Source organism: Sporosarcina aquimarina (genome assembly GCF_023715615.1).
GTDB classification, from domain to species: domain Bacteria; phylum Bacillota; class Bacilli; order Bacillales_A; family Planococcaceae; genus Sporosarcina; species Sporosarcina aquimarina_A.
This window is the reverse complement of sequence record NZ_JAMBOM010000003.1, coordinates 90,228-109,768: the sequence shown is the minus strand read 5'-3', so window position 1 is coordinate 109,768 and position 19,541 is coordinate 90,228. Positions and strand designations below refer to the sequence as shown.

Below are 19,541 nucleotides of genomic sequence, written 5' to 3'. Positions count from 1 at the left end.
GCGGGATCTTTTGTGTCCATTAGTCAATATTGAAGTACCGTGCATCGGCATGAGCAAAGACGATTGCGGACACAGAAGCTTCCGGCTCCATCATGAACTCTTCTGTTAAGTGAACACCAATCTCTTCTGGTTTCAACAACCCGAACAGCTTCTTCTGATCTTCTAAATTTGGACATGCAGGATATCCGAAGGAGAATCGCTGTCCTTGGTATTTCGCTGCAAATCGGTCTTTCATCGTAAAATCAGTGGCATCTGGGAATCCCCATTGGTCGCGGATCTCTTGGTGTACACGTTCCGCAAAGCCTTCTGCGAGTTCGAGCGCAGTCGCTTGGAACGCATGACTTTCTAAGAATTTCCCCTCTGTTTTCAATCGTTCCGCTTCTGCGCGGACTCCATGACCTGCCGTTACTTGCATAAACGCAACGTAATCCATTTCGCCACTATCTACAGTCTTTATATAGTCAGCTAGGCAAAGAAATGGATCTCGTCGTTGGCGTGGAAATGTAAATCGCTCAATTTCAGTTTTTCCATCTTGGGGATCATAAATGATCACATCATCTCCATCCGCTTGAGCAGGGAAAAACTGATAAAGACCTGACGCACCAAGTTTCCCGGATTCTAAAAATCCAGTCACCATTTCATGCAGTTCAACCGCGCGTGGTTCTTGCTTTTGCAATGTTGAGTCGGTAAATCCGCGAAGCCCTAGATGATGTCCAATCAAGGTCCTCATGTTGACGTAAGGAGTGAGATGGGAAATTGAATAATCCCGGAGCACTCGTTTCCTACAAACATTCGGAACAAAAACAGGGGTATCCGTCCGAACTGTCTTCACTGGACGGGGAGCAACTGCAATGGCGACTCCGCCTTTTTCTGCTGCCTTAGCTGCTTTAATGGCATCATTCGCCACTCGCTTTTCAAGTTGCTGATCAAGTTCGAGCAGCAAAGCGTCTTTTTCACCACTCTGTAGTCGATTCGCAAGATCTAATCCTTGCATCGCATCTTTTGCATAGATGACAGGACCATCGTATTCAGGTGCAATTTTTGTATCCGTAAAACGACGTGTGAGTGCAGCGCCACCCACCATTACAGGCAATTCGATGCCTGCGGATTTAAAGTCTTGTGCAGTCAAAACCATTTGCTGCGCAGATTTTACGAGTAATCCGGAAAGCCCGATAATGTCCGGTTTTTCTTTTCGGATGACTTCAATTAGCTGCGCAGGTGTCACTTTAATTCCGATATCCACCACTTTGAAACCATTATTGCTCAATATGATTTCGACTAGGTTTTTTCCGATATCGTGGACATCCCCTTTTACAGTGGCAAGGACTATTTTCCCCTTGCCGTTATCGTCCTCTTTTTTCTCCATGAACTGTTCCAAATAGGACACCGAAGCTTTCATGACTTCTGCACTCTGGAGCACTTCAGCAACAATAAGCTGATTCGTATTGAATAGTCGACCGACTTCTGCCATCCCTGTCATAAGTGGACCGTTAATAATGTCGAGAGGTTCATCATACTGACTTAAGGCTGCATCTAAATCCGGAATGAGTCCTTCTTTTGTTCCTTCAACGACATAATAGGCAAGACGTTCAGGAACAGTTTTCGGGATATCGTCTTCTGTCTTCTCTTTTTTCTTACCACGATAAAATTCAGTAAAGGTTGCAAGGGTTTCGTCGGTTGTTGTAAATAACAATGCGTTCGCCATATCGTTTTCTGTTTCAGGGATTGACGCATATCGTTCTAGCTTCTCAGTATTCACAATCGCATAGTCCAATCCGGCTTGTGTGCAGTGGTACAAATAGACAGCGTTCAATACTTCGCGTCCTACAGGTGGAAGTCCGAAAGAAACGTTACTGACTCCAAGAACAGTGAGCGCGCGCGGAAGGTGTTCTTTAATTAGTCGGATACCTTCAATTGTTTCAACAGCAGAGCCAATGTACTGCGCATCTCCTGTTCCAACGGGGAATACAAGGGGGTCGAAAATGATATCTTCAGGCGCTAGCCCCCATTTGTTTGTTAGCAAGTCATAGGATCGTTTTGCAATTTCAAGTTTCCGTTCCCGCGTAACAGCCATTCCGATTTCATCAATCGTCCCGACTACAACTGCAGCCCCATACTTCTTCACAATCGGCATTACAGCGTCGAACCGTTCTTCCCCATCTTCTAAATTTATGGAGTTAATAATCGCTTTTCCTTGGGAATATTTCAATGCTTCTTCAATTACGTTTTCGTCTGTCGAGTCAATGACGAGTGGCGCTTTAATCTTCTTCACAACTTCTTTCATGAAATCGGTCATATCCGTCAGCTCATCCCGATCCGGATTAGCGAGACAAACGTCAATGACATGGGCGCCGTTTTTCACTTGAGCCCGAGCGATTTCCGCCGCTTCTTCTACTTTACCATCGACAATTAGCTGTTTAAATTTACGTGAACCTATGACGTTGGTACGTTCTCCGATTAAAATAGGGCGCATGCTTGGGTCGTACAAAAGCGGTTCGATTCCAGAGACGGTATGTCCGTGCGTTTCATCAGGGAGTGGACGGGGAGTTTTGCCTTCCACTGCGCGATGAATCGCTTGAATATGTGCAGGTGTCGTCCCACAACAACCGCCAACAATATTCAACCAACCTTTCTCCGCAAAGCCTTCTAATTTTTTCGAGAGCGAATCAGGAGATTCATGATAATGACCCTCCTCATCAGGCAGTCCCGCGTTTGGATAGCAACTGACGAATCCTGTCGCAAGCTCTGACAGCGAGCGTAAATGATCTGTCATGAATTCGGGTCCCGTCGCGCAGTTAAGTCCGACAGAAAGGGGGTTAATGTGCTCTATAGAAACGTAAAATGCTTCTATACTTTGTCCAGCTAACGTCGTCCCCATCGGTTCAATCGTTCCGGATATCATCACTGGAAGTTCCACGCCAGTTTCTTCAAAGGCTCGACGAATTCCAATCGTACCAGCTTTGACATTCAACATGTCTTGGCTGGTTTCCATTAAGAGAAGATCCGAGCCTCCGTCGATTAACCCTTTCGCCTGAACGTAGAAATCGTGTGCCAACTGGTCAAACGTAATCCCACCTGTCACGGACAGTGTCTTAGTCGTCGGTCCCATTGCTCCTGCAACGAAACGAGGACGATCAGGTGTCGAAAACTCATCAGCTGCAGCACGCGCAAGTTCTGCGCCGCGACGGTTAATTTCATCCGCTTCACTACCTAAATCATAATCGTCTAACACAACAGGTGTACCACCGAACGTATTTGTACAGATGATATCAGCACCAGCCTCTAAGTATTCTCTATGAATTCGGGTCAACACATCGGGTTTTGTTAGATTCAAATACTCGTTGCATCCTTCATACTCTTCACCACCGAAATCAGCCGCTGTTAAATCGGCATTTTGTAGCATCGTGCCCATGGCTCCGTCCATTACGAGAATGCGTTTCTTTAGTTGTTGTTCAATTTGTGCTTGTGGCATGGTGCACCTCTCTTTCTCTTATCGCGTCAATCTGGTTGATATAGTGTACAAGTTCGACGGTCATGTCATAACGTAAAAAGGGAGTAATTAAGTAAATCCCGTTAAATAAAGAAGCTGCGGTGTCGATGAGTTCACTGGCAATTTGTATACCTTCAGCAGTTGCTGCTTCTCGATCATCTCCACATGCTCTCATGCGCTCCAGCACTTCATCAGACAACTTGATGCCTGGTACTTCATGGTGCAAGAATTCAGCGTTACGAATATTCGTCAACGGCATAATTCCTATGAAAATTGGAGTATCTAAATGTTTTACGGCTTCATGGATTTCAATAATTTTTTCTTTCGTATAGACAGGTTGTGTAATGAAGTAATCAGCCCCGCATTCAATCTTTTTCTCAAGGCGCTTAACAGCTCTTTCAACGACCCGGACATTCGGGTTGAATGCACCTGCTACCGAAAAGTTCGCCTTTTTACGTAATGGACGACCGGAGAATGAAATCCCTTCATTCAGTTGTTTAATGAGTTGGAAGAGTTCTAGGCTGGAAACGTCATAAACGTCTGTTGCCCCTGGGAAGTCACCGATCTTCGTTGGATCGCCTGTCACAGCTAAAATGTCATGTATGCCAAGTGCATCCAGCCCCATTAAATGAGATTGCAGACCAATCAAATTATGATCCCTGCAAGTGATATGGACGAGAGGGCGGACGTCATCTTGATGTTTTATAAGGGACGCCATAGCTAGATTGCTAATCCGAGGGGAAGCAAGAGAATTATCGGCCATCGTCACAGCGTGCGCTCCAGCTGCTTGAAGTTGACGTGCTCCTTCGAAATAATTTTCAGTTTCCAAGTGTCGCGGCGTATCCAATTCAACAAGAATTGTACGTTCACGCTGTGCCTTTATGTGCAGTGGCTCATAGCGAGTGGGTTCCGCATCTCGAATAATAATCGGCTTATGTGGGAGTACTGCTTTTTCCGTAATAGGTGCAAGATTCGCCAATTGAGATTTTACAGCGACAATGTGAGCAGGGGTCGTTCCGCAACAACCACCAATCAGCCGAACCCCTTCATCCCGCAATAACCGTGCAGCGCGACCGTAATAATCCGTTTCAGAGACATAGACAATCCGCCCATCTTCAACATCTAGCAAACTTGCATTGGGGTAAGCAGATAAGAATGCCTTCTTAGGGAGTTCAATTCCTTCAAATGCTTGGATCGTATGGTACGGGCCGAGCCTACAGTTCACACCAACGACATCTGCTCCAAGTGCTTCTAACTGATGTAAGGCATCATTCAATCTCAACCCGTTCTGTAAGACACCCGGTTCATGCATGGATACTTGTGCAATCAGTGGGATATCTGTCTGTTGACGGAGGTGCTTAACCACTGCAGATAGCTCTTCAAAGTCATAATAAGTTTCTAGTAATAATCCATCTGGATCACCGGCAAGCAAAGGTTGCGCTTGCTGTTGAACAATTGATAGGACTTCATCTATCGTTGCGTCGCTTTTACGGATACTACGGATGCCACCGATGGTACCGAGCACATATTGTCCACCTGGAGCTGCAGCACGCTTGGCGATTGCAATGCCTGCTTCGTTAAATTCTTTTACACGATGTTCTAGTCCATAGCGAGCAAGTTTATAGGAGTTGGCACTGTACGTGTTGGTTTGAATGATGTCAGCACCTGCCTGTAGATATTGTTCATGAATTCCTTGAATCACATCTGGCTTTTCTATATTTAATTGTTCATAGCAAAAGTCGAGACCTTCCGCATAGAGTAACGTTCCCATTGCTCCATCCGCTGTCAGAACTTCTGTTTTTAACCGCTCCAGTAATTTCATTTCCCTATCATCCTTTCTTACGGCAGAGCAATGAAGCGGAGAATAATAAAAAAGCCTTCTAAACGAGCGAAGAAGGCTTTTTCATCTAAATGATTGTCTCCTCCTCATCTGCCGGACTACAAACATCCGCTGGAAGTAGCACCTGACCGGTTGGCTGGTTGCTGAAGCATCGACGGGCCAGATCCCTACGCTTCTCTTGATAAGAATGACTATTGAGTTGTGTGAATAATTTAACACATCATACCGTTGTTTGAGAGTTCCGTCAATAGATAATAAGTGAAGTGACCTGTGAGTTACCTAGTGTATGTGGTAGACTGGACGTACATGCACGGAAAGGGGATTGCTATGAGGGCGTTCAAATTTGTTATCCCGATGGTGTTATTAGTCGGTGGAGTGGCCTGGGTGATGCTAAACAAAAACTTTACAGATGTGCCCGTCATGTCTCGTTTTTATATTACACTTGGCGCAATGGTTTTGAGTGGTGTTATTTCCTTTTTCCTTTTCCCTAAAGATGAAGGGAAAAGACGATAAACTGACAGAGAATGACTGTCAGTTTTATTATTGTTCAAATTTGAGTTAACCTTGAAATGTATAAGGTTGACACATTGCCCTCTTCCTTTTATTCTATAACTAGATAGTAAAAGGGGTGTTATAAATGGGAACAACAGCAACAATGAAACCAAATCGGTCGAAGACGATGAGTGGAACGCTAGGACTCGTCTACTCAGCGATGTTTGCTGCACTGATGATGATCGGAGCAAATATTACATACTTTTTACCAGCTTTATCAGTAAGTGGCGTGCCAATTACACTACAAACTTTTTTTGCGGTATTAGCAGGGCTATTACTTGGAAGTCGATATGGGGCGGTCTCAATGACAGTCTACATGGCAATAGGTCTTGCAGGTGCACCCGTATTTGCGAAATTTAGTGGAGGTTTCGGTGAAATTGTCAGCCCGTTGTTCGGATTTGTCCTTTCATTTATTTTAGTTGCCTACATCGCTGGCAAGATTGTAGAAAAGAATAGCACCGTAACAGGATTTGTTTTCGCAGCACTTGTCGGATGTGTCATCAATTACCTAATCGGAACAAACTGGATGTTTGTTGCGTACAAGCTATGGGCAGCGGCACCGGATGCGTTTACGTATAAAATTGCATGGATTTGGATGTTACCACCGTTGCCAAAGGATATCATCCTTTCCGTATTGGCTGGATTGTTTGGCCACCGAATGGCACGCATTTTAAGAACACGTCGCTCTATTTAACAAACTAAACCGACTTCTCTATAAAAGGGAGGCCGGTTTTTCTGTATCCAAACTAAAATCGCTGAAACATTATCGTTACGTTATCCGTATACAAGAGTAAGTACACGACACACGGAAGGAAGGCTTACTTATGATTCACTTACTCTTATTTTCTCTCTTTGCCAGCATCGTTGCTGCACTGCTGGCCGTGCCATTGCATAGGAAAGTTCTCACGGAAGGAAAAGAAAACAGTTCCAGCTTTAGAGCGATCCTTCTAATCATTGCAACTGTGGTGATCGCGGTTGGTATTTCTATTTTTTATTACGCAACAAATCTAGACCAGCATTGGTCCTCGCTATGGGTCCTGTTACTCGCTGCAGCGATAGTTGGAACTATTTTAGATGGTGGGATATATCGGAAAGTAAAGATTGTTGTGGCAGGACTCTCATTCATTGCAGGCATTTACATTTTATCCGCCCCATTATTAAATGCGAACACGAAATACAAAGCGGTTGAAATGGATCAGCAAATAGAAATTGAAGCATTTGACGAAACTCAGACACCAGCGAGCGTGCCACCTAAATTTGCACGCAACAAAATGAAAAAAGCATTCGGGCAAGTACCGAATACAAGTTATTACGACTTAGGACATCTGCAAATCCAAAAGGTGAAAGACGAGTATGTATATATTGCGCCTGTTGAATTTTCAGGGTTTTTTAAATGGTGGAACGGAAAGACGACACCAGGCTATTTCCGCATGAGCGCCACGGACTCTGCGGATAATCCAAAGTTTGTACCGTCGGAAATGACGTATACAGAGACGTCTTACTTTAACAAACAAGTGGATCGTCATATGCGTTTACAATTTCCTGAACTGATTTTTTATGGAGATGTTCAATTGGAAATCGATGATGAGGGTAGTCCCCATTACATCCGTTCTTACGGAGAGTTCATCACTGCCCGTAATGGATTTGACGTGAAAGGGATTGTCATGACAGATCCAAGGACTGGGAAAGTTGAGAAGTTTGCACTTGCAGATATCCCGAGCTATATCGATGGTGCTGTCTCTCCGGAAGTCGTCAGTTTGCAAAATAGCTATTTCGGGAAGTATGTTCATGGTTTCTGGAATTCAATTGTCGGCAAAAAAGATGTAAAACTACCGTCCGATGAAGGAACCGAGGCAAACGTCAGTCCGATTTTCGATGAAAACGGACATATGTATTACTTCACAGACTTTACAAGTCCAAAAGAGGGCGTAGATTCGATGCTGGGGTATGCGCTAACCGATGGGCGCACAGGTAAAGCGACGTACTACACAGGGGATCTTGAGGAATCCTATATGGACTCACAAGGAGCCTTGCAAATTATTGAAAAGAAATTCATCGAGAAAAAGTGGTCTGGCGAAATGCCTGTCCTCTATAACTTCTATGGAGAAGCTAGTTGGTTGACCCCGGTGCTAGACTCAAATGGCTTCCTACAAAACTACTTCATCGTATCTGCTGCAAATCCGGAAATATCGGTATCTGGGAACTCCCCAAATGATGCATTGAAACTTTATAAAACCGCATTACAACGCGGAGGCAGTTCTGTGAATGGCAGCTCTGAAGCAGAAGAAGCAAAGGCTGCGATCACTGTTAAACGTGTTTACAAAGAACGAGCTGGTGACTTTACCTTGGTTTCTGTAAAATCGGAAGACGGTCGGAATTTCATAGTTTCGTCTGAGACGATACCTGAAGCGGTGTACATTCAAGAAGGAGACAAATTATCCATTACGTATGTTGAAACAGGGGAACTCTTTCTTCCGGTTAAGGAGCTCTTGAATGTCTCATTAACGGAATAACGAAATGCGTTTAAACTCCATAATAAAAGCGGAAGCCGTTTAGAGGGCTTCCGCTTTTTCGTTGTTTTATGGAAGGTCGACTGTCAATTAAGCACTAACTGTAGCAAAGGGTTTCAGGATATTTGTTTTACCTTCTGTACGGAATGTCAATACTTTATCAATCGGGTCGTATGATTCACCGTAAAATTCATCATCCTTATACGTATGGATTTCTTCATACGTCATCTTCATTGCATCATATACCGTTTCTTCTTCTGCATCTTCAGGAGACCAGTAAAGGATTTCGAGGTCGGTTTGTTCTCCAGTAGCGAGTGAGCGACGGCTATAGCCAATGCGAGAAGCATGATGAAAGTTCTCACGAGCATAGAAGCGTAAGCGTTTTTCTGTATCCGTGTCTTCGTAATTGACTGGCTCCACTTCCAGCAAAATCGGTTTACCTTTTTCCTTGAGTTGCGTCAGTAGTTTTTTGCCAAGACCTTCACCTCGTGAAGCGGACGAAACAAACAAATAATCGACAAACACAAACGACTCTGTTTCAACGTACATGAGCACGTGTTTTGGACCTTCGTCTTTACGGTAAACATTGTGTTTATCCTTTAACAACGCGTCCATATGCTCTTTTGACTTCATTTCTTCGATTGGGAAATACTCACTTAGTTTCTCGTACCAATTCATTGATTTAATCTCCTCCGTCGGTATGGGTGTACCCGGAGCTTTTTGTTTGGGGGTCAAACGTAGGGAGAGGAAAAAAGAGGTCAGAAAAAAATCCTCGACTTCATTCTATACCTCTATTATAAACATACTAAACATAAAATGTTCAACTGTTTTACTTTTTTCTCCCCTAATCCAACGGTTTGCAAATTTCTTGCGTGCCTATTGTTTAATACGGTACAATTAAGTCAAAGATAGTCAAAGTCAACATAAATGACTGTGCCAATAAAAGAGGTGAGAGGATGCGTAATATTTCCGACATCATAGAAGGGTATTTAAAATCGATTATCGAACATGAAGATAATGGAATCGTGGAAATCAAGCGCAATGAAGTGGCGGAAAAGTTCCAATGTGTTCCTTCGCAGATCAATTACGTCATTAAAACACGATTTACATTGGAGCGGGGCTATGCGGTCGAATCTAAACGTGGCGGTGGTGGGTACATCCGTATATATCGGGTTCAAACGAATTCACGCAAAGACCTATTGGATCACGTATTGGAAAGTGTGCAACAAGGCGCTTCGTACACAATGGCAGAAGATGTGGTCTATCGGTTACTAGCGGAACAAGTGGTTTCTAAAAAGGAAGCCCGTCTAATGCTTTCAGCTGTCGAGCCTGCTGTCCTAAACTATCCGTTACCTGAACGGGATATAATCCGCGCACGGATTTTACAGGCCATGTTATTCTCGCTCCTATACGAACAATCGGAGTGACTAGTTATTTAAACGATGAGGTGGTAAAACATGCTTTGTGAAAACTGTAAAGAACGTCAAGCTTCCGTTATCTTAATGCAAGATACGCCAAATGGATCGATTGAAAGGAATTTGTGTGAGAAGTGCGCATTTAACTTACAGACGTTTTCTATTAGCCCGAATCAGGAGCCGATGTCCATTCAACAATTTCTGTCACAGTGGTTGAGTGGAAGTGAAACGCTGCAACAGCAAACGCGAGAAGTTCAGACGATGCCCGAGTGTCCAGAATGTGGTCTAACCTTTCATCGCTTTCTTGAAATTGGGAAGTTCGGATGTCCGACGTGTTACGTAACATTCCGCGAGCGTCTCCCAAAAGTCTTTGGCAAATTGCATAACGGAAATACAATCCATAAAGGTAAAATTCCTGAGTCTTTCAATGAAAAAATGACCATTAAAAAGAAAATCGAGGAACTTCGTTTGAGTATGCAAGAAGCGATACAAGAAGAACAGTTCGAACATGCAGCTGTGCTGCGTGATGAAATAAAAGACTGGAAACAAAAACTAGCTGCAGAAACAGAAGAAGAAGGAGGGAGTGAGCATGGGGAATAATCGATACATGCAAAACGCTGTAACAGGCTGGATGATACCTCATGGTGAGCATTCCGATATCGTCATGTCGACCCGAATCCGCCTCGCTCGCAACCTTCGTGAATTTCGTTTCCCAATCGCATTCTCTGATGAGCAAGCAGAGGAAGTCGGTCGAATAGTTTCAGAAGCATTGCTTAGTACGGATGAAAAAGGGTATTCCTATACAAGGATGAACGAATTAGCTCCACTGGATCGGCAAGCACTTGTAGAAAAGCATTTAATCAGTCACCAACTTGCGGAAGCAGAGCAGTTCGGAGCGGTATTCCTATCGGAAGATGAAACAATCAGCATTATGGTAAATGAAGAAGACCATTTGCGTATCCAGTGCATCTATCCGGGATTACAGCTCGAAAATGCCTATCAAAAGGCGGATGAAACCGATCGTGCACTTGAAAAGAAATTACCTTATGCATTTGACGAAGAGTTTGGATATCTTACGAGTTGCCCGTCAAATACAGGAACGGGGATGCGGGCTTCTGTCATGTTACACTTACCGGCGCTCACGATAACCCGACAAATCAACCGCATTATACCTGCTGTTTCAAGGCTTGGAATGGTTGTGAGGGGCAGCTACGGTGAAGGAAGCGAAGCACCGGGGAACGTTTACCAAGTATCTAATCAGCTGACTCTTGGAAAATCAGAAAGGGAAATTCTAGCCGAACTTGCAAACATTGTTTCTCGACTGATTGCCCACGAGCGGCGATCGCGAGAATTGCTTCTTGAAAAGTCACGAATTGCTCTTGAAAATCGCGTGTTTCGTGCACTTGGTACAATTTCTTATGCACGGCTACTTCCTGCAGCAGAAGCAGCGCGATGTCTTTCAGACGTTCGGTTAGGCATCGATCTTGAGTTAATTGAAGATGTGGACATGACCATACTGAACGAACTGATGATTTTCATGCAGTCAGGTTTTCTCCAGCATTATGAAGGAGAAGCATTGACGTCTGAAGAATTAGACATTAGTCGCGCTAAACTTTTTAGGGAGAGACTCCAAAAAAGTTGAAAAGAAAAATATGAACAAAAAGACCGGTGTTGAGCGTCTCTTTTGCGTCCTAGTAACGGATTCGATATAATGGTCAAAAATGGTCAGAGTCAATTCACCCGGAAACCGATTGTTTGGTGGTCCGGAAGAATATAGATAGAAGTAGCACGAAGAAAATTATTCTCTGCAGAAGGAGAGGAATGTTAATGATGTTTAATCGATTTACACAACGTGCACAAAAAGTCCTTCAACTTGCTCAAGAAGAAGCCATTCGCATGAAGCATGAAGCAATTGGAACAGAACATATTCTACTTGGATTAATCCGTGAAGGTGGCGGGATTGCAGCAAAAGCATTGGAGGCAATTGGAGTTAGCTTTGAAACGATTGAAACAGGTGTAGAAACACTCGTTGGAACGGGAAATAAAGACGTAGGACCAATCGTTCACTACACACCACGTGCGAAAAAAGTCATTGAGCTTTCTGTCGATGAATCTCGTAAACTGGGCCACTCGTATATTGGAACAGAACATATTCTACTTGCACTGATTCGTGAAGGAGAAGGGGTGGCGGCACGTGTTCTCAATAATGCAGGTGTAAGTTTAAACAAAGCCCGTCAGCAAGTGTTGCAACTGCTCGGAAGTAACGACAATGCGAATTCAAGTGGTCAAAATGCTTCAGCAACAGCGGCAACTCCGACTTTAGATGGATTGGCACGTGACCTAACGGAGATTGCTCGCGAAGGGACACTCGATCCGGTCATTGGTCGTGGTAAAGAGATTACACGTGTTATTGAAGTTCTAGCACGTCGCACGAAGAACAACCCAGTTCTTATCGGTGAGCCGGGTGTGGGTAAAACTGCAATTGCTGAAGGGCTTGCACTTCAAGTCGTTAACAATGAAGTCCCTGAAATCCTTCGCGATAAGCGTGTGATGACATTAGATATGGGAACTGTCGTTGCAGGTACTAAGTATCGTGGCGAGTTTGAAGACCGTATGAAGAAAGTGATGGAAGAAATTCGCCAAGCAGGCAACATCATTTTATTCATCGATGAGTTGCATACACTTATTGGTGCTGGTGGAGCAGAAGGTGCAATCGATGCATCTAATATTTTGAAACCGTCACTTGCTCGTGGTGAGTTGCAATGTATCGGTGCAACGACACTTGATGAGTACCGAAAGTACATTGAAAAAGATGCTGCACTTGAGCGTCGTTTCCAGCCGATTCAAGTGGATGAACCATCCGTTGAGGAGACCGTTCAGATTATTACGGGACTGCGTGATCGCTATGAAGCACACCACCGTGTAAAAATTACAAATGAAGCCATTGAAGCGGCAGCAAAAATGTCGGATCGCTACATTTCAGACCGATTTTTACCTGACAAAGCGATTGATTTAATCGACGAAGCAGGTTCGAAAGTCCGTTTGCGTTCTTATACAACGCCACCTAACTTAAGGGAACTTGAAAATAAGCTCGAAGCAATACGCTCTGAGAAAAATGCTGCAGTGCAAAGCCAGGAGTTTGAAAAAGCTGCATCATATCGTGATAAAGAGCAGAAGATGAAGGAAGAGCTCGAGAAAACGAAAACGGAATGGAAAGAAAAACAAGGTAAAACAGAATCCGAAGTCACTGTTAATGACATCGCTCAAGTAGTGGCGATGTGGACAGGAATTCCAGTAGCGCGTATTGCTGAGACTGAATCTGCGAAGCTCTTGAACATGGAAGAAGAGTTGCATAAGCGTGTGATTGGTCAAAAAGAAGCAGTCGCGGCTATTTCCCGGGCAATACGCCGTGCACGCGCAGGGTTGAAAGATCCTAAACGCCCAATTGGTTCATTCATCTTCCTTGGACCTACTGGTGTTGGTAAAACAGAACTTGCAAGAGCTCTTGCTGAAACAATGTTCGGTGACGAGGACTCGATGATCCGTATCGACATGTCTGAGTACATGGAAAAGCATACGACATCACGTTTAGTTGGTTCACCTCCAGGATATGTGGGGTACGAAGAAGGCGGACAGTTAACAGAAAAGGTACGTCGCAAACCATATTCTGTAATATTGCTTGATGAAATTGAAAAAGCACATCCAGATGTATTCAATATCCTGTTACAAGTGCTCGAAGATGGTCGCTTGACTGATTCCAAAGGGCGTACAGTCGATTTCAGAAACACAGTGATTATCATGACGTCGAACGTTGGTGCACAAGAGTTGAGGAAGAACAAATATGTCGGATTTAATCTTCAAGATGGTGAGCAGGATTACGAAGACATGAAGAAAAAAATGTTGGAAGAGCTGAAAAAAGCATTCCGTCCTGAATTCTTGAACCGTGTAGACGAAATGATCGTCTTCCATTCACTTGAAAAAGACCAGTTGCAGCAAATCGTCTCGTTGATGGCAGATGAGTTGAGCAAACGACTCGCTGAACAAGATATTGAACTGGTATTAACTCAAGAGGCGAAGCTGAAAATTGCGGATGAAGGATATGATCCTGAATACGGGGCACGTCCACTTCGTCGCGCACTTCAGAAACACGTGGAAGATCGCCTTTCAGAGGAACTGTTGCAAGGAACCGCACTCGCAGGGAGAAAAGTGACGGTCGACTATGTAGACGGTGACTTCAAGGTAGAAACGCAACAAGAAGAAATGGTGAAAAATTAATAAGAGGTAGAGGAATAGGATAGTTCATCCCTAGTATACAAAAAAGGGAGGGGCTGTCCTCTTCGTCGTTTGGAGGTATATATGGCGAAAAAGAAAACGAAATTCATTTGCAAATCATGCGGATATGAGTCACCGAAATGGATGGGTAGGTGTCCGGGGTGCGGTGAATGGAACACGATGGATGAAGAAACTGAGATTGTCCAAAAAGGACCTCGTGGGGCCTTTCAACATTCTGACGCCGTAAAGCAGAAAGCGATGCCTATCAATGATGTCGCAATAGAGGATGAACCAAGAATCCGTACAGAAATGGAAGAACTAAATCGTGTACTAGGTGGAGGAATTGTTCCCGGATCGCTAGTCTTGATTGGGGGAGATCCGGGAATCGGGAAGTCCACATTGTTGCTTCAAGTGTCTGCGCTTTTGGCGGGCCAACAACAACGCGTGTTGTACATTTCAGGGGAGGAGTCAATTCGTCAAACTAAGCTTCGTGCACAACGTCTAGGTGTGTTGTCTGATGAACTATATATTTACGCAGAAACAGATCTTGCGCTTATTCACGATACGATTGATAATGTTACGCCTAAGTTTGTCATTGTAGATTCAATCCAAACCATTCATCACCCGGAAGTGGCTTCTGCACCGGGGAGTGTTTCGCAAGTTAGAGAATGTACAGCAGAACTCATGAAAATAGCGAAAACACAAGGTATCGCAATCTTCCTAGTTGGTCATGTTACGAAAGATGGACAAATCGCGGGTCCGCGCCTGCTGGAACATATGGTGGATACGGTGCTCTATTTTGAAGGGGAGAGGCATCATACATACCGAATTTTGCGTAGTGTGAAAAATCGTTTCGGTTCCACAAATGAAATCGCAATTTTTGAAATGTTACAAGCCGGTTTGAAAGAAGTGTTGAACCCTTCGGAAATGTTCATACAGGAACGTTCTCAAGGCGGTGCAGGGTCAACCATTGTTGCCTCTATGGAAGGAACACGCCCTATTCTTGTAGAGATTCAAGCATTGGTCACGCCATCTAGTTTCAATTATCCAAAACGGATGGCGACGGGACTAGACCAAAATCGGGTATCTCTTTTGATGGCGGTATTGGAAAAACGGATGGGAATGCTATTACAGGCACAGGATGCGTATATTAAGGTGGCGGGTGGTGTGAAACTCGACGAACCTGCGATTGACCTTGCTGTTCTTATGAGTATCGTTTCTAGCTATCGTGACGTGGCGGTACGGGCTACTGACTGCTATATGGGAGAGGTAGGACTGACTGGTGAAGTTCGAAGGGTTTCCAGGATTGAACAACGGGTTGGAGAAGCAGCAAAGCTTGGATTTGAACGAGCGGTCATTCCGGCCTCTAACATTGGTGGATGGGACTATCCAGAGGGCATTCAAGTCGTTGGAGTTGAAACTGTACGGGATGCACTCGATCTTTGTTTGCCACAGTGATAAAGAAGGATAGGAACTTTTGTGTGTTTTCAGGAGTCCTGTACTATAGGTTCAGGATTCCTTGCTTTTTAGGTTCAAGAAAGCAATCAATAGGGAATACATGTATAATAGGACTACTAAAAGGAGGTGGATTAAATGCTGAAAAGAGTTGTGCAAATTATGTTCTTATTGGTTGGTGGAACACTTGGTGTATTGTTTCTTCCGTACTTATTCCAATTATCTTCTTTCACAGCAACCCCGTTCATTAATAACCCATATGTCGCAGCCGTTTTAGGAGCATTATTCCTCTTTGTGTTCAGCACATTTTTGACAGATCCGATTGTCAATTTCATTAAGTGGTTAGAAGATTTACTCATGAAAGCCCCGATCTTAGATTTACTATTCGGTTCAATCGGTCTGATTATCGGGTTGTTCGTTGCATTTTTGGCTGGTTGGGGTTTGAGTAATATCCAAATTCCAGTTGTGACATCTGTGCTTCCAATTCTATTATCAGCACTGTTCGGATATTTAGGATTTCAAGTCGGGTTTAAAAAACGAGATGAGTTCTTAACTGCGATCTTCTCGGTACGGAACGTCGGACGAAAAAAAGAGCCTGAAACTGAAGTAAGTGTTTCTCAAGATCCAGTTTACAAGGTGCTTGATACAAGTGTCATTATCGACGGTCGTATTGCAGATATTGTTGACACGGGTTTCTTGGAAGGTGTATTGGTTGTGTCCCAGTTTGTCTTAACTGAACTCCAGCATATTGCAGATTCTGCTGATACGTTGAAGCGGACAAAAGGAAGACGTGGTTTGGATGTGCTTCGTCGTTTGCAAGAAGGGGATGGAAAGAAAATCCTGATTACGGATGAAGACTTCCCGAATGTAGCTGAAGTCGATTTGAAATTAGTGAAGCTTGCTAAAAAGATGAATGGACTCGTCGTGACAAACGATTTCAACTTGAACAAAGTTGCGGATTTACATGGAGTATCTGTGTTGAATATTAATGACCTTGCGAATGCTGTCAAACCGGTTGTTATCCCTGGTGAAGAAATGCACGTCGTCGTCATTAAAGACGGAAAAGAACACAATCAAGGTGTTGCTTATCTAGATGATGGAACGATGATTGTCATTGAAGATGGGCGCAACTTTATAGGAACGGCTATTGAAGTCGTGGTGACAAGTGTATTACAAACATCAGCAGGCCGCATGATTTTCGCAAAACCTAAAAATGGTAAACAAACTAAAGCCCACTGAACGGCGACCAGTGGAAAGGAGTCGGGATGGACTATACAGTAATGATGCCTGCTGCCGGAAGTGGAACGCGGATGGGAGCGGGGCATAACAAACTTTTCCTTGAACTCGAAGGGAAATCGATTTTGGCTCGCACGTTGACGGTGTTTCAGCAGGATCCTTGGTGTACAGGAATCATTTTAGCGGTCAAAGAAACTGAACGCTCCACAATTGAAATGATCATTCAGGAAGAGCAGATTACAAAAATAAAGGCATTGCCTGAAGGCGGAACCGAACGTCAACATAGCGTGAAAGCATGTCTTGCATCCCATCAAACCGATGGGATTGTCCTCGTTCATGATGCGGCTCGTCCTTTCATCAAACAAAATGTTATCCATGAACTTGTGATGAGTGCATCACGGCATGGTGGCGCGGTAGCCGGCGTGAAAGCGAAAGATACGATGAAGTACGTAAATAATGGGGTCATTGAAGAAACGGCAGATCGTGAACGCTTATGGGTTATTCAAACTCCACAAGCGTTTCGTTATGAAGTTTTGAAAGACGCTTCTCAAAAAGCTGAACAGCAAAACTTCCTAGGGACAGACGAAGCGATGCTTGCGGAGCATGCGGGCTATGAAGTTCGCATCGTTGAAAGTACGTACGATAATATTAAAATGACTACACCAGAGGATCTTGCCTATGGTGGATACTTGTTGAAAAAAAGGCTTGAGGAGACGGTATGATGATACGAATTGGACAAGGTTTTGACGTACATGAATTTGCAGAGGGGCGCCCGCTGATTATTGGAGGGGTTACGATTCCTCATGCTAAAGGGTTAATCGGTCACTCGGATGCAGATGTCCTTTTGCACACCATTACAGATGCAGCGCTAGGAGCGATTGGTAAAGGGGACATTGGTCATCACTTTCCAGATACAGATGCCGCTTTTAAAGATGCTGATTCAGCAGTTCTACTTCAAGAAGTCTGGAAGTTGGTAGAAGAAGAAGGCTATAAGCTGGGTAATGTGGATTGTACGATTATGGCGCAACAGCCTAAAATGGCTCCGCATATTGAAACCATCAAAAATCGCGTAGCCTCTTTACTACATGCAGATCCTAGTCAAGTGAACGTTAAAGCGACGACGACAGAAAAATTAGGGTTTGTCGGAAGAGAAGAAGGAATTGCATCTCTTGCGGCGATTCTTTTGGTGAAAGCTTAAGTTTTTGGTAAACTAGTCTGTACAAGTAATTATTATTTGAACTAACAGAACGGAGATGTCTAGTCATGACAGCAGAAGTACGTGTGCGCTATGCACCGAGCCCAACAGGTCATTTACATATCGGAGGAGCTCGTACCGCATTATTCAACTACTTGTTCGCTCGCCATCACGGCGGGAAATTCATAGTACGGATTGAGGATACTGATACGGTTCGCAATATTGAAGCTGGGGAATTGTCGCAGCTTGAAAATTTAAAGTGGCTCGGAATCGAGCATGATGAGTCTGTTGATATCGGTGGTCCCTATAGCCCGTATCGTCAAATGGAGCGTCTGGATACGTACAAAAAGTATTCAGAAGAAATGCTTGAAAAAGGTGCAGCTTATAAATGTTTCTGTACAACTGAAGAACTCGAAGCTGAGCGCGAGCAACAAAAAGCGGCAGGCATTGCTGCGCCAATGTATAAAGGAACTTGTCGTCACTTAAGCGCAGAAGAAGTTGGACAAAAAGAAGCAGCTGGTATGCCTTATACCATTCGTATGCGTGTTCCGGAAAACGTAACGTATACAATAGAGGACCTTGTTCGTGGTAGTGTCCAATTCGAATCCAAAGACATTGGCGATTGGGTGCTTGTGAAAGCAAACGGCATTCCGACATATAACTTCGCGGTTGTCATAGACGATTATATGATGAAAATGTCTCACGTTTTCCGTGGAGAAGAACATTTGACGAATACACCAAAACAGCTCATGGTGTTTGATACATTTCGATGGGAAGCACCACGGTATGGTCACATGACGCTCATCGTCAATGAAGATCGCAAAAAGTTGTCCAAGCGTGATGAGTCCATCATTCAATTCATTTCTCAATATAAAGACCTTGGATTCTTACCGGAAGCGATGTTCAATTTCTTTGCGCTACTTGGATGGTCTCCGGTTGGAGAAGAAGAGTTGTTCACGAAAGAGGAGCTCATCGAACAGTTTGACGAGAGCCGTTTATCGAAATCACCTTCTATGTTCGATAAGCAGAAATTGACTTGGATGAATAACCAATATATTAAAAAGCTAAGTCTTGACGAAGTCGTGGCATTGACTTTGCCGCACCTAGTGAAAGCGGGCCGTGTAAGTGAAGAAATGACAGCGAAAGAAAGTGCATGGATTCATGACTTAATCGCCTTGTATCATAGCCAGTTAAGTTACGGTGCTGAAATTGTTGAGCTATCTGCCCAATTCTTTAGTGATGCAGTTGAGTATGATGAACAATCAAAAGAAATCTTGGCTGGGGAACAAATTCCTGAAGTGATGACCTCTTTCAAGCAACAGCTTGAGAACCTTGACACATTCGATGCTCCATCCATCAAAGGGGCGATCAAAGCGGTGCAAAAAGAAACAGGTCATAAAGGGAAAAACTTGTTCATGCCGATTCGCGTGGTCGCAACTGGTCAAGCGCACGGTCCAGAACTACCGGAATCGATTGCATTGCTTGGTCGAGAAAAGACACTTGCACGCGTTGAAAAGTTTGTTCAGTAACCCCTTGTTGACAAGCGGAACCTGCCGTGTACAATAAGAGTAATCTA

The 19,541-nt window shown here is 44.0% G+C and carries 15 protein-coding genes and 1 riboswitch; of the genes, 12 read left to right on the top strand and 3 right to left on the bottom strand.

The window, feature by feature from the left end:
* Positions 1 to 19: 19 nt before the first annotated feature.
* The gene (gene metH / locus M3197_RS10090) at positions 20 to 3,472 is read right to left on the bottom strand and encodes a methionine synthase (protein ID WP_251661206.1); all 3,453 of its coding nucleotides are present in this window, start codon (positions 3,470 to 3,472) and stop codon (positions 20 to 22) included.
* Positions 3,453 to 5,312: a bifunctional homocysteine S-methyltransferase/methylenetetrahydrofolate reductase gene (locus tag M3197_RS10085; RefSeq protein ID WP_251661204.1), complete on the bottom strand. Its 1,860-nt coding sequence runs from the start codon at positions 5,310 to 5,312 to the stop codon at positions 3,453 to 3,455. Before M3197_RS10085 ends, metH begins: the two co-directional genes overlap by 20 nt.
* Positions 5,313 to 5,413: 101 nt before the next feature.
* A riboswitch (SAM riboswitch) is annotated at positions 5,414 to 5,518 on the bottom strand.
* A gap of 139 nt (positions 5,519 to 5,657) precedes the next feature.
* Between M3197_RS10085 and M3197_RS10080 the strand changes: the two genes are divergently transcribed.
* The 3 genes from M3197_RS10080 to M3197_RS10070 all read left to right on the top strand — a co-directional run bounded on the left by M3197_RS10080 (position 5,658) and on the right by M3197_RS10070 (position 8,395).
* Positions 5,658 to 5,843 (top strand): hypothetical protein, encoded by a 186-nt coding sequence (locus tag M3197_RS10080; protein WP_025782849.1) that lies wholly within the window; start codon positions 5,658 to 5,660, stop codon positions 5,841 to 5,843.
* A gap of 124 nt (positions 5,844 to 5,967) precedes the next feature.
* Positions 5,968 to 6,576, top strand: a complete 609-nt coding sequence (locus M3197_RS10075; RefSeq protein ID WP_251661202.1) for a biotin transporter BioY — start codon at positions 5,968 to 5,970, stop codon at positions 6,574 to 6,576.
* A gap of 130 nt (positions 6,577 to 6,706) precedes the next feature.
* On the top strand, positions 6,707 to 8,395 hold the full coding sequence (locus tag M3197_RS10070) for a hypothetical protein (RefSeq protein ID WP_251661200.1): 1,689 nt from the start codon (positions 6,707 to 6,709) through the stop codon (positions 8,393 to 8,395).
* Between the two features lie 87 nt (positions 8,396 to 8,482).
* Here M3197_RS10070 and M3197_RS10065 read toward each other — a convergent pair whose 3' ends face one another.
* The gene (locus M3197_RS10065; RefSeq protein ID WP_251661198.1) at positions 8,483 to 9,070 is read right to left on the bottom strand and encodes an N-acetyltransferase; all 588 of its coding nucleotides are present in this window, start codon (positions 9,068 to 9,070) and stop codon (positions 8,483 to 8,485) included.
* A 278-nt stretch (positions 9,071 to 9,348) separates the two neighbouring features.
* On the opposite strand from M3197_RS10065, the gene M3197_RS10060 reads away from it, so the two are divergent.
* The 9 genes from M3197_RS10060 (at position 9,349) to gltX (ending at position 19,494) form a co-directional block, all read left to right on the top strand.
* Entirely contained in the window at positions 9,349 to 9,819 is a 471-nt protein-coding gene (locus M3197_RS10060) for a CtsR family transcriptional regulator (RefSeq protein ID WP_251661196.1), read from the top strand.
* Between the two features lie 30 nt (positions 9,820 to 9,849).
* Positions 9,850 to 10,407, top strand: coding sequence for a UvrB/UvrC motif-containing protein (locus M3197_RS10055; protein WP_251661194.1), 558 nt, complete (start codon positions 9,850 to 9,852; stop codon positions 10,405 to 10,407).
* The gene (gene mcsB, locus M3197_RS10050) at positions 10,397 to 11,449 is read left to right on the top strand and encodes a protein-arginine kinase McsB (protein ID WP_251661192.1); all 1,053 of its coding nucleotides are present in this window, start codon (positions 10,397 to 10,399) and stop codon (positions 11,447 to 11,449) included. The genes M3197_RS10055 and mcsB overlap by 11 nt, the downstream gene beginning before the upstream one ends.
* Positions 11,450 to 11,634: 185 nt before the next feature.
* Entirely contained in the window at positions 11,635 to 14,082 is a 2,448-nt protein-coding gene (locus M3197_RS10045; protein ID WP_251661190.1) for an ATP-dependent Clp protease ATP-binding subunit, read from the top strand.
* A gap of 81 nt (positions 14,083 to 14,163) precedes the next feature.
* On the top strand, positions 14,164 to 15,537 hold the full coding sequence (gene radA / locus M3197_RS10040; RefSeq protein ID WP_251661188.1) for a DNA repair protein RadA: 1,374 nt from the start codon (positions 14,164 to 14,166) through the stop codon (positions 15,535 to 15,537).
* A 135-nt stretch (positions 15,538 to 15,672) separates the two neighbouring features.
* Positions 15,673 to 16,773, top strand: coding sequence for a PIN/TRAM domain-containing protein (locus M3197_RS10035; protein WP_251661186.1), 1,101 nt, complete (start codon positions 15,673 to 15,675; stop codon positions 16,771 to 16,773).
* Between the two features lie 26 nt (positions 16,774 to 16,799).
* A complete protein-coding gene (ispD, locus tag M3197_RS10030) occupies positions 16,800 to 17,492 on the top strand; it encodes a 2-C-methyl-D-erythritol 4-phosphate cytidylyltransferase (RefSeq protein ID WP_251661184.1) in 693 nt (230 codons plus the stop codon).
* Complete coding sequence (ispF, locus tag M3197_RS10025; protein WP_251661182.1) at positions 17,492 to 17,968, top strand: 2-C-methyl-D-erythritol 2,4-cyclodiphosphate synthase; 477 nt, start codon at positions 17,492 to 17,494, stop codon at positions 17,966 to 17,968. Before ispD ends, ispF begins: the two co-directional genes overlap by 1 nt.
* A gap of 65 nt (positions 17,969 to 18,033) precedes the next feature.
* Entirely contained in the window at positions 18,034 to 19,494 is a 1,461-nt protein-coding gene (gltX, locus tag M3197_RS10020) for a glutamate--tRNA ligase (protein ID WP_251661180.1), read from the top strand.
* Positions 19,495 to 19,541 lie beyond the last annotated feature (47 nt).

What these genes read in the sequence shown, in the direction of transcription:
- M3197_RS10065 (WP_251661198.1), bottom strand. Translation starts at nt 9,070, where the DNA reads ATGAATTGGTACGAGAAACTAAGTGAGTATTTCCCAATCGAAGAAATG.
- M3197_RS10060 (WP_251661196.1), top strand. Translation starts at nt 9,349, where the DNA reads ATGCGTAATATTTCCGACATCATAGAAGGGTATTTAAAATCGATTATC.
- M3197_RS10035 (WP_251661186.1), top strand. Translation starts at nt 15,673, where the DNA reads ATGCTGAAAAGAGTTGTGCAAATTATGTTCTTATTGGTTGGTGGAACA.
- mcsB (WP_251661192.1), top strand. Translation starts at nt 10,397, where the DNA reads ATGGGGAATAATCGATACATGCAAAACGCTGTAACAGGCTGGATGATA.
- M3197_RS10080 (WP_025782849.1), top strand. Translation starts at nt 5,658, where the DNA reads ATGAGGGCGTTCAAATTTGTTATCCCGATGGTGTTATTAGTCGGTGGA.
- M3197_RS10075 (WP_251661202.1), top strand. Translation starts at nt 5,968, where the DNA reads ATGGGAACAACAGCAACAATGAAACCAAATCGGTCGAAGACGATGAGT.
- ispD (WP_251661184.1), top strand. Translation starts at nt 16,800, where the DNA reads ATGGACTATACAGTAATGATGCCTGCTGCCGGAAGTGGAACGCGGATG.
- gltX (WP_251661180.1), top strand. Translation starts at nt 18,034, where the DNA reads ATGACAGCAGAAGTACGTGTGCGCTATGCACCGAGCCCAACAGGTCAT.
- M3197_RS10055 (WP_251661194.1), top strand. Translation starts at nt 9,850, where the DNA reads ATGCTTTGTGAAAACTGTAAAGAACGTCAAGCTTCCGTTATCTTAATG.
- M3197_RS10085 (WP_251661204.1), bottom strand. Translation starts at nt 5,312, where the DNA reads ATGAAATTACTGGAGCGGTTAAAAACAGAAGTTCTGACAGCGGATGGA.
- ispF (WP_251661182.1), top strand. Translation starts at nt 17,492, where the DNA reads ATGATACGAATTGGACAAGGTTTTGACGTACATGAATTTGCAGAGGGG.
- M3197_RS10045 (WP_251661190.1), top strand. Translation starts at nt 11,635, where the DNA reads ATGATGTTTAATCGATTTACACAACGTGCACAAAAAGTCCTTCAACTT.
- radA (WP_251661188.1), top strand. Translation starts at nt 14,164, where the DNA reads ATGGCGAAAAAGAAAACGAAATTCATTTGCAAATCATGCGGATATGAG.
- M3197_RS10070 (WP_251661200.1), top strand. Translation starts at nt 6,707, where the DNA reads ATGATTCACTTACTCTTATTTTCTCTCTTTGCCAGCATCGTTGCTGCA.
- metH (WP_251661206.1), bottom strand. Translation starts at nt 3,472, where the DNA reads ATGCCACAAGCACAAATTGAACAACAACTAAAGAAACGCATTCTCGTA.